9 protein-coding genes and 1 pseudogene (1 of these 10 cut by a window edge) are annotated in these 7,192 nt (G+C 54.5%); 7 read left to right on the top strand and 3 right to left on the bottom strand.

What is annotated here, in order from left to right; all coding sequences use genetic code 11:
- The 6 genes in view from NHAL_RS09245 to NHAL_RS09220 are tightly spaced (at most 24 nt apart) and all read left to right on the top strand, a layout consistent with a single transcriptional unit that may run on beyond the window.
- Positions 1–669 carry the 3' portion of a Do family serine endopeptidase gene (locus NHAL_RS09245; RefSeq protein WP_013032887.1) on the top strand. It extends 489 nt beyond the left edge of the window, so only the last 669 of its 1,158 coding nucleotides appear in the window; the start codon falls outside the window, past its left edge; its stop codon occupies positions 667–669.
- Positions 666–1,397: a F0F1 ATP synthase subunit A gene (locus NHAL_RS09240; RefSeq protein ID WP_013032886.1), complete on the top strand. Its 732-nt coding sequence runs from the start codon at positions 666–668 to the stop codon at positions 1,395–1,397. The genes NHAL_RS09245 and NHAL_RS09240 overlap by 4 nt, the downstream gene beginning before the upstream one ends.
- Positions 1,397–1,675 (top strand): F0F1 ATP synthase subunit C, encoded by a 279-nt coding sequence (locus NHAL_RS09235; RefSeq protein ID WP_013032885.1) that lies wholly within the window; start codon positions 1,397–1,399, stop codon positions 1,673–1,675. The genes NHAL_RS09240 and NHAL_RS09235 overlap by 1 nt, the downstream gene beginning before the upstream one ends.
- A 3-nt stretch (positions 1,676–1,678) precedes the next feature.
- Complete coding sequence (locus NHAL_RS09230) at positions 1,679–2,440, top strand: F0F1 ATP synthase subunit B (protein WP_013032884.1); 762 nt, start codon at positions 1,679–1,681, stop codon at positions 2,438–2,440.
- A gap of 24 nt (positions 2,441–2,464) precedes the next feature.
- Complete coding sequence (locus NHAL_RS09225; protein ID WP_013032883.1) at positions 2,465–3,976, top strand: alternate F1F0 ATPase, F1 subunit alpha; 1,512 nt, start codon at positions 2,465–2,467, stop codon at positions 3,974–3,976.
- Between the two features lie 5 nt (positions 3,977–3,981).
- On the top strand, positions 3,982–4,866 hold the full coding sequence (locus NHAL_RS09220; RefSeq protein WP_013032882.1) for a F0F1 ATP synthase subunit gamma: 885 nt from the start codon (positions 3,982–3,984) through the stop codon (positions 4,864–4,866).
- Positions 4,867–4,886: 20 nt separating this feature from the next.
- On the opposite strand, the pseudogene NHAL_RS22460 reads toward NHAL_RS09220, so the two are convergent.
- Together NHAL_RS22460 and NHAL_RS21085 are read right to left on the bottom strand one after the other, a co-directional pair.
- Positions 4,887–5,319: pseudogene (locus tag NHAL_RS22460) on the bottom strand (hypothetical protein); the annotation flags it as partial.
- Positions 5,320–5,326: 7 nt separating this feature from the next.
- The gene (locus NHAL_RS21085) at positions 5,327–5,635 is read right to left on the bottom strand and encodes a hypothetical protein (RefSeq protein WP_157862536.1); all 309 of its coding nucleotides are present in this window, start codon (positions 5,633–5,635) and stop codon (positions 5,327–5,329) included.
- A gap of 49 nt (positions 5,636–5,684) precedes the next feature.
- Here NHAL_RS21085 and NHAL_RS22455 point away from each other — a divergent pair, with 49 nt between their 5' ends.
- Positions 5,685–5,933, top strand: a complete 249-nt coding sequence (locus NHAL_RS22455) for a recombinase family protein (RefSeq protein ID WP_083761387.1) — start codon at positions 5,685–5,687, stop codon at positions 5,931–5,933.
- Positions 5,934–5,936: 3 nt separating this feature from the next.
- Here NHAL_RS22455 and NHAL_RS09205 read toward each other — a convergent pair whose 3' ends face one another.
- Positions 5,937–7,160: an IS256 family transposase gene (locus tag NHAL_RS09205; protein ID WP_013031487.1), complete on the bottom strand. Its 1,224-nt coding sequence runs from the start codon at positions 7,158–7,160 to the stop codon at positions 5,937–5,939.
- Positions 7,161–7,192: the final 32 nt, after the last annotated feature.

Below are 7,192 nucleotides of genomic sequence, written 5' to 3'. Positions count from 1 at the left end.
GACCTTGCCATCCTGAAAATCAAGCCAGAGAGGAAACTCCCGACCCTTAGTTTCGGCGACTCCAGTCAGCTCCAAGTGGGAGACTGGGTGATCGCCATTGGCAATCCCTTTGGCCTTTCCCAGACGGTTACTGCAGGCATAGTGAGCGCTACCAGCCGGGTTATCGGGCAGGGCCCTTATGATGATTTCATTCAAACGGATGCTTCGATCAACCCAGGCAATTCCGGGGGGCCATTGCTTAGCCTTGAGGGGAAAGTGGTGGGCATCAATACGGCCATCTTTAGCCAGACAGGTGCGAATATTGGCATTGGATTTGCCATCCCCAGCAATCTCTCCCGTGATATTACTGAGAAACTATGGACTCAAGGAAAAGTAGTGCGCGGATGGCTTGGCGTGGTGGTCCAGGACCTAGATGAGGACCTTGCAACCGCATTTGATCTCCCTAAAGTGCAGGGAGCCCTTGTTGTGGACGTTAAGGGGGAAGGACCCGCAGATAAAGCAGGCCTCAAGCGCGGTGATGTGATCGTCAGCTTCGGCGGGGAAACGGTTCAATCATTACAGGACCTCTCCCGTGAAGTTGCGGCGACCGAGCCAGGGATCAAGGTCCCGGTTGAAATCATCCGTCAGGGTGAAAAACAAGCACTCACAGTTGAGGTTGGCGAACAATGACTATCAGTCCCGACAATATCGTGCTTTGGTCCTGGGGACCCGTCTCCCTCAATGGGACTCTTTTATATAGCTGGATTGTAATGCTGCTACTGGTAGGAGGTTCCTGGTTAATTACCCACCGCCTTTCTAGCAGTACTGATATCTCCCGCTGGCAAAATCTATTAGAAGTTCTGATCATCGGGATGCGCGACCAGATCCAGGAGATCAGCCGCCAAAAGCCGGGACGATATCTGCCTTTTGTAGGGACTCTCTTCCTTTTTATTGGGACTTCTAACCTATTCACTATTGTGCCAGGCTTTATGCCCGCAACCGGCTCCTTGTCCACAACAACAGCGTTAGCCATCTGCGTCTTCCTGGCCGTACCTCTTTATGGCATTACCTATGAGGGACCCCTCCATTACCTTAAGCACTACATTAGACCGACGATTCTCATGCTGCCCTTTAATATCATTGGAGAAATCTCCCGCACTGTCGCCCTGGCGGTGCGCCTTTATGGCAATATCATGAGCGGCACCGTTATTGTCGCTATCTTGATCAGCCTCACTCCCTTCTTTTTTCCCATTGTGATGCAACTCCTAGGTCTACTAACCGGGATGATCCAAGCCTATATCTTTGCCATACTGGCTATGGTGTACATTGCTTCGGCCACCTCAGCCCATCACCAAGAAGCAAACGGGCCGCCGGAAGATGAACTAGCAACGTCTAACGAAACACAGGAGCGCTCCTAATGGAGGACTTTTCTCTTATCGGCATGACTTCCATCATCACTGCGGGATTAACCATTGCCATCGGCTCCATTGCGCCGGCAATCGGTGAAGGGCGGGCGGTCGCCCAGGCCTTAATGGCCATTGCCCAGCAACCGGATGAGGCCGGCACTATTACCCGCACCTTATTCGTCGGTCTTGCGATGGTGGAATCAACCGCCATCTACTGTTTTGTGGTCTCAATGATCCTGATCTTTGCTAATCCTTTCTGGGACTATACCGTTTCCCAAGCTGGAGACTGATAGATGCAGATCGACTGGATCACGGTCAGCGCACAAATTGTCAATTTTCTCGTTCTGGTCTATCTTCTCAAACGCTTTCTCTATCAGCCGGTCATTACGGCTATGGAACAGCGCCAACAGCGTATCGCTAACCGCCTTCAGGAGGCTGAGCAGCGAGAGCAGGAGGCAGGCCAAGAGGCCCAGCGCCACCGAGAAAAAGTCCAAAGCTTAGAACAGCAGCGGGATAAATTAATGGCCAAAGCCAAGGAGGAAGCAGAGGCACAACGCCAACACCTCCTCAATGAGGCTCGAGAGGAAGCGGCGACTGCCCGTGACGAATGGCTACAACAAGTAGAACGGGAAAAACAAGAATTTTTAAAGGCGCTTAAAAAACAGACTGGGGAAACAATGGTAAAGGCCATCCGTGCTGCCCTGGCGGATTTAGCCGATACCACCCTAGAGCAACAAATGGTTGGGATCTTTCTGGCCCGCCTTGAGTCTCTGGATGAAGCGGATCGGCAAGCCCTCAAGGAAACTCCTGGGATGCTTCGAATCACGACCTCTTTCGAACTTAGCCAGGACTTGCGTGATAAAGTCACAGAAGCGGTGCACGAGCATCTCATCCCCAATACTGATATCCACTATACTCAATCGCCTGAACTCCTCTGTGGAATCGAACTGAATACCGAGGGTCGCAAAATCAGTTGGACCCTAGCAGAATACCTGGATGCCCTGGAAAGCCAAATGACCACGGTGCTGGCCTCCGCAAAACCCTCTACCGGCTAAACTCGAATAAAGAGTGACCCCAACATGTTAGAACAAATACTGGATGGCACTCGGGCGGCTTTGGATTCAGCGCTTGAAAGAAACATCCCTGCCTTGCAGATCCGAGAAACCGGAACAGCCACCTATGTCAGTGGGGGGATTGCCCGAATAAAAGGATTACCCGGCATCACGGCAGAAGAGCTGATCGCCTTTCCGGGGAATCTATTGGGGATTGCCATCAATCTGGAACCAGAAGAAATTGGGGTCGCCTTACTTGGCGATAGCCCCGAGCTGACCGCCGGGGCTGAAGTCCATGCCACCGGCCGTCTTACCGACGCCCCGGTCGGCAAAGGCCTGCTGGGCCGGGTCATTGATCCCACCGGACGGGTACTGGATGATGGGGGTCCCTTGCAAGTCAGTGAGCGCCGCCCCATAGAGCGGGATGCTCCAGCCATTATGGATCGCGCTCCGGTCAGTGTCCCCCTCCAAACGGGCCTTAAAGCAGTAGATGCGTTAATCCCCATTGGCCGCGGTCAGCGGGAGCTGATTCTAGGTGATCGCCAAACCGGTAAAACCACGGTAGCAGTCGATACTATTCTTAATCAGTGGGATAAAGAGGTCATCTGCATCTACTGTGCAATTGGCCAGCGGGGAACCGCTGTTGCCCGGGTAATCAATGAACTGCGCAGTCAGGGGGCCAACCGTTATTCCATTGTGGTAGTGGCTTCCGGCGAAGACCCCCCCGGTCTTCAATTTATCACCCCCTATGCCGCCACGACCATGGCAGAGTACTTTATGGAACAGGGCCAGGATGTGCTGGTCGTCTATGACGACCTTACCCGCCATGCCCGGGCCTATCGAGAACTTTCCCTATTATTGCGGCGCCCCCCCGGTCGTGAGGCTTACCCTGGGGATATTTTCTATATCCATTCTCGATTGCTAGAGCGGGCAACTCACCTGCGACAAGAAAAGGGCGGCGGTTCCATCACCGCCCTACCCATTGTCGAAACCCAGGCCCAGGACATTTCCGCCTACATCCCCACCAATTTGATCTCCATCACGGATGGACAGATTTATCTCTCCCCAGAGCTTTTCCACAAGGGCCTAATGCCGGCGGTGGATGTGGGGAAATCAGTCTCCCGGGTCGGCGGGAAAACCCAACTCCCGGCCCACCGGGCAGTGGCCGGAGATCTTCGGCTCTCCTACACTCAGTTTGAGGAATTGGAAACTTTCGCCCGCTTTGCCACCCGCCTGGATGAAGCCACCCGGCAGACCATTGAACGGGGCCGACGGGTGCGGGAAATATTAAAACAGGCTGAACATGAACCCCTCAGCATCGCTGAACAGATTGCGGTACTCAATGGAGTCAATGCAGGGCTATTTGACTCTTTAGACTTAGAGGAGGTGCCGAAAGCCGAGGGGGCCATATGCCAAGCAGTACTTGAGCAATTGCCTGAAATTTGCAAGCGTATTGAAGCGGGAAGCAAGTTGGATCCGGAAGAATGGGACCGGCTGGTGGCCACCGCCAGAGAAGCTATCAATAAAACAGCATCTTAGAAACCATGGAAACCGCAGAACAACTCCAGCACCGGATTGAAAGTTTTGAAGATCTGCGCTCCATTGTCAGCACCATGAAAGCCCTTGCCGCGGTGAGTATCCGCCAATACGAGAAAGCCGTAGAGGCCCTGGCTGACTATTATCGCACCGTGGAACTGGGACTCCACGTGGTCTTGGGGGACAGACAGCATCCCGAACTCCACCGCCGAAAACATCGCCGTTTGGGCGCTATTGTTTTCGGTTCAGACCATGGCCTCTGTGGTCGCTTCAACGAGGACATTGCCACCTATAGCCTGGAACGGATGCGGGCTTCGCCGGCCTCGCCAGAAGGACGCCTGGTGCTGGTGGTCGGCGCCCGGGCAGCGGCGCAGCTAGAGCAAGCAGGCCAATTGGTGGAAGAAGATTTTCTGGTTCCCGGTTCCGCCTCCCGCATTACAGCCACCGTTCGGCAAATATTGTTAAAAATTGATGAATGGCGCCAAACTAGGGGGATAGAATATATCTATCTTTTTTATAATCGCCACTTGTCAAGCGCCAACTACCAGCCCACCGGAGTGCAATTATTGCCTGTCGACTTACGGCGCTTTCATCGCCTGGAGGAAACACGCTGGCCCTCTAAGGTATTACCTACTTTCACCATGAATCGCCAACAACTGCTGTCTTCCCTCCTACAGCAGTACTTTTTCGTTTCCATCTTTCGGGCTTGCGCCGAGTCTCAGGCCAGTGAACACGGCAGCCGTTTGGCAACCATGCAAGCAGCCGAAAAAAATCTAGACGAGCGCCTCGATGAGATCATTACCGAGTTTCGCCGAGTCCGCCAAGAATCCATTACCACCGAGTTACTGGATGTCGTTTCAGGATTTGAGGCTCTGACCGGGGGAAAAGCTTGAACAGTGGCCTCAAACCCACATCAGGAATAAAAGGCTTCATAGGCCTGGCCGAGCAGCTCTAGGAGGGACTGATGATGTTCATCGAGGTTGACATGCACCTTCCCTGGCGCATGCCGGTGGGCATCCTTCGGATGTCCCGACTCGCTCCCGGCGAATCAGTGAGGACAAGCTCCTGACCATCGGCTAGGATAAGCAGATGAATACCGACGAAATACTGGAACACCCAGCGCGCAGTGGGATGAGAGGTGGGTTTACCGATTTTTACCGATTTAATGGGGAAAGATATCCCCCTGGGTTTGCAACTGCTCGCGGATGCGGTGTTCCAAGGCCGCATAGACCAACAGGCAAAGGGTCATGACCAGCATCAGGGCCATGATGCATTGGGGGGATTTAAGAGTAGAGTGAGGAGGCCAGGAACAGGGGATCTTTCAAAAAGCGAAAGCCGCGCTCAATGGACTAATCACAAATGACAAATTGTGCATGACCCGCAGGGTTCGGCTGGTACTGAGTTGGTGGCGGCGACCGTTGCATCTACGCGGTCGGTCTCTGAGTGAATCGGCGTACTCTCCCGATGAAGTGGTTCATAGAGGAGGTACTTATGAAGCACCAGTGGCAGATTCGCCGACAACTGGCAGCGTCCCCGGACGGAGCGCGCCGATGGGATCAAGCCTATCAGCGCCTTCTGCGATGGACGATGGCCAACGAGCAGAGCCAAGCTCTGCCGCCTGAATACTCCCGTGTCAACGAGCAGGAGGTGTATGATGAGCATTGCCGTGTATGTGCGGGTTTCGACCCAACGCTAGGCCCAAGCGCAAACCATCGAGCAACAATTGGAGCGTCTAAAGAGCCACATCCAAGTCCAGGGCGGGGAGTTGAGGGAGGAGTACATTTTTCGCGACGACGGTTACAGCGGGGCGAGTCTGAACCGCCCCGGCCTGGATCGGCTGCGGGACGCGGTGCGGGCGGCCGAAGTGGACCAGATATGGGTCACCGACCCCGACCGGCTGGCCCGCAACTATGTTCATCAGATGGTATTGTTGAGGGTGTCAAGTTTTTTGTGTAACTAATTTTCACTTGGGCATCCGCTCAGCGAAGAGGATGACGAATTGATTGAGGGCGGCCTTCCAGTCCCGAATGGGTTGAGTCCATTTTTTGGTGATATTGTTCAGGGCCAGATAGAGCACCTTGAAAATGGCTTCATCCGTGGGAAAAGCGCCCCGGTTTTTCAAGACTTTTCGTAGTGAATAGTTCAAGGATTCGATGGCGTTGGTGGTATAAATGGCTCGCCGGATCTGGGGTGGGTAATCAAAGAAGACCGTCAGCCGTGACCAATCGGCCCGCCAGCTGGGGCTGATGGCCGGATATGTCTCATCCCAACGCGCTGAGAAGCGCTCTAGGGCCTGTTCGGCCTCGGCCAGGGTCGCGGCGCCATAGATGGCCCGCAGGTCGGCCGCCACGGCCCGGCGCTGTTTCCAGGGGACATACTTCAGCGAGCCGCGCACCTTGTGCACGATGCACAGCTGAACCTGGGCCTGTGGAAACACCGCCTCGATGGCCTCAGGCAGGCCCTTGAGCCCGTCCACGCAGGCAATAAAGCAATCCTCGACCCCCCGGTTTTTCAGCTCATTGAATACCGACAGCCAGAATTTAGCCCCTTCGTTTTCACTCATCCACATCCCTAACAGCTCTTTCTCTCCCTCTAGATTGACCCCCAGGGCTAAGTACACTGCTTTCGTTTTCACCATGCCCTCCTGGCGTGATTTCACAAACAAGGCATCAAAATATAGGATGGGATAGACGGCCGATAGGGGCCGGCTTTGCCAGGCCCGCACCTCCTCCAACACCGCATCGGTCACCTGGGAAATCAGCGCCGGGGAGACCTCCACCCCATAGAGCTCTTCCAGCTGCGCCTCAATCTCTCGGGTCGAGAGCCCCCGGGCATACAGCGCTAGCACCTTCTCATCAAAGCCCTCCAGCCGACGCTGACGTTTCTTGACCAATTGCGGCTCAAAATTCCCATTGCGGTCCCGTGGCACCTCGATTTCCAATTGCCCCGCCTCGCTCTGAACCCGCTTCTTGCTCTTGCCGTTGCGGCTGTTGCCACTGCCCCGACCTTCCTGAGCATGGGGCGCGTACCCTAGGTGCTCAGTCAGCTCAGCCTCCAAAACCCGCTCCACCAAGCGCTTGCTCAGCTGCTTCAATAACCCATGCTCGCCCAGAACCTCTTTCGGGCTATTGCACTCCTTCAGAAGTTCATCCAGCAACTCATCGGTCTTTTTTTCAATACTGGTCATCAGTGCTTTCTCCTTGTTGTTAATTACAGATC

The sequence above is a fragment of the Nitrosococcus halophilus Nc 4 genome, from assembly GCF_000024725.1.
Lineage (GTDB): Bacteria > Pseudomonadota > Gammaproteobacteria > Nitrosococcales > Nitrosococcaceae > Nitrosococcus > Nitrosococcus halophilus.
The sequence above is the reverse complement of the archived record's forward strand: the minus strand, read 5'-3'. Positions and strand labels throughout refer to the sequence as shown.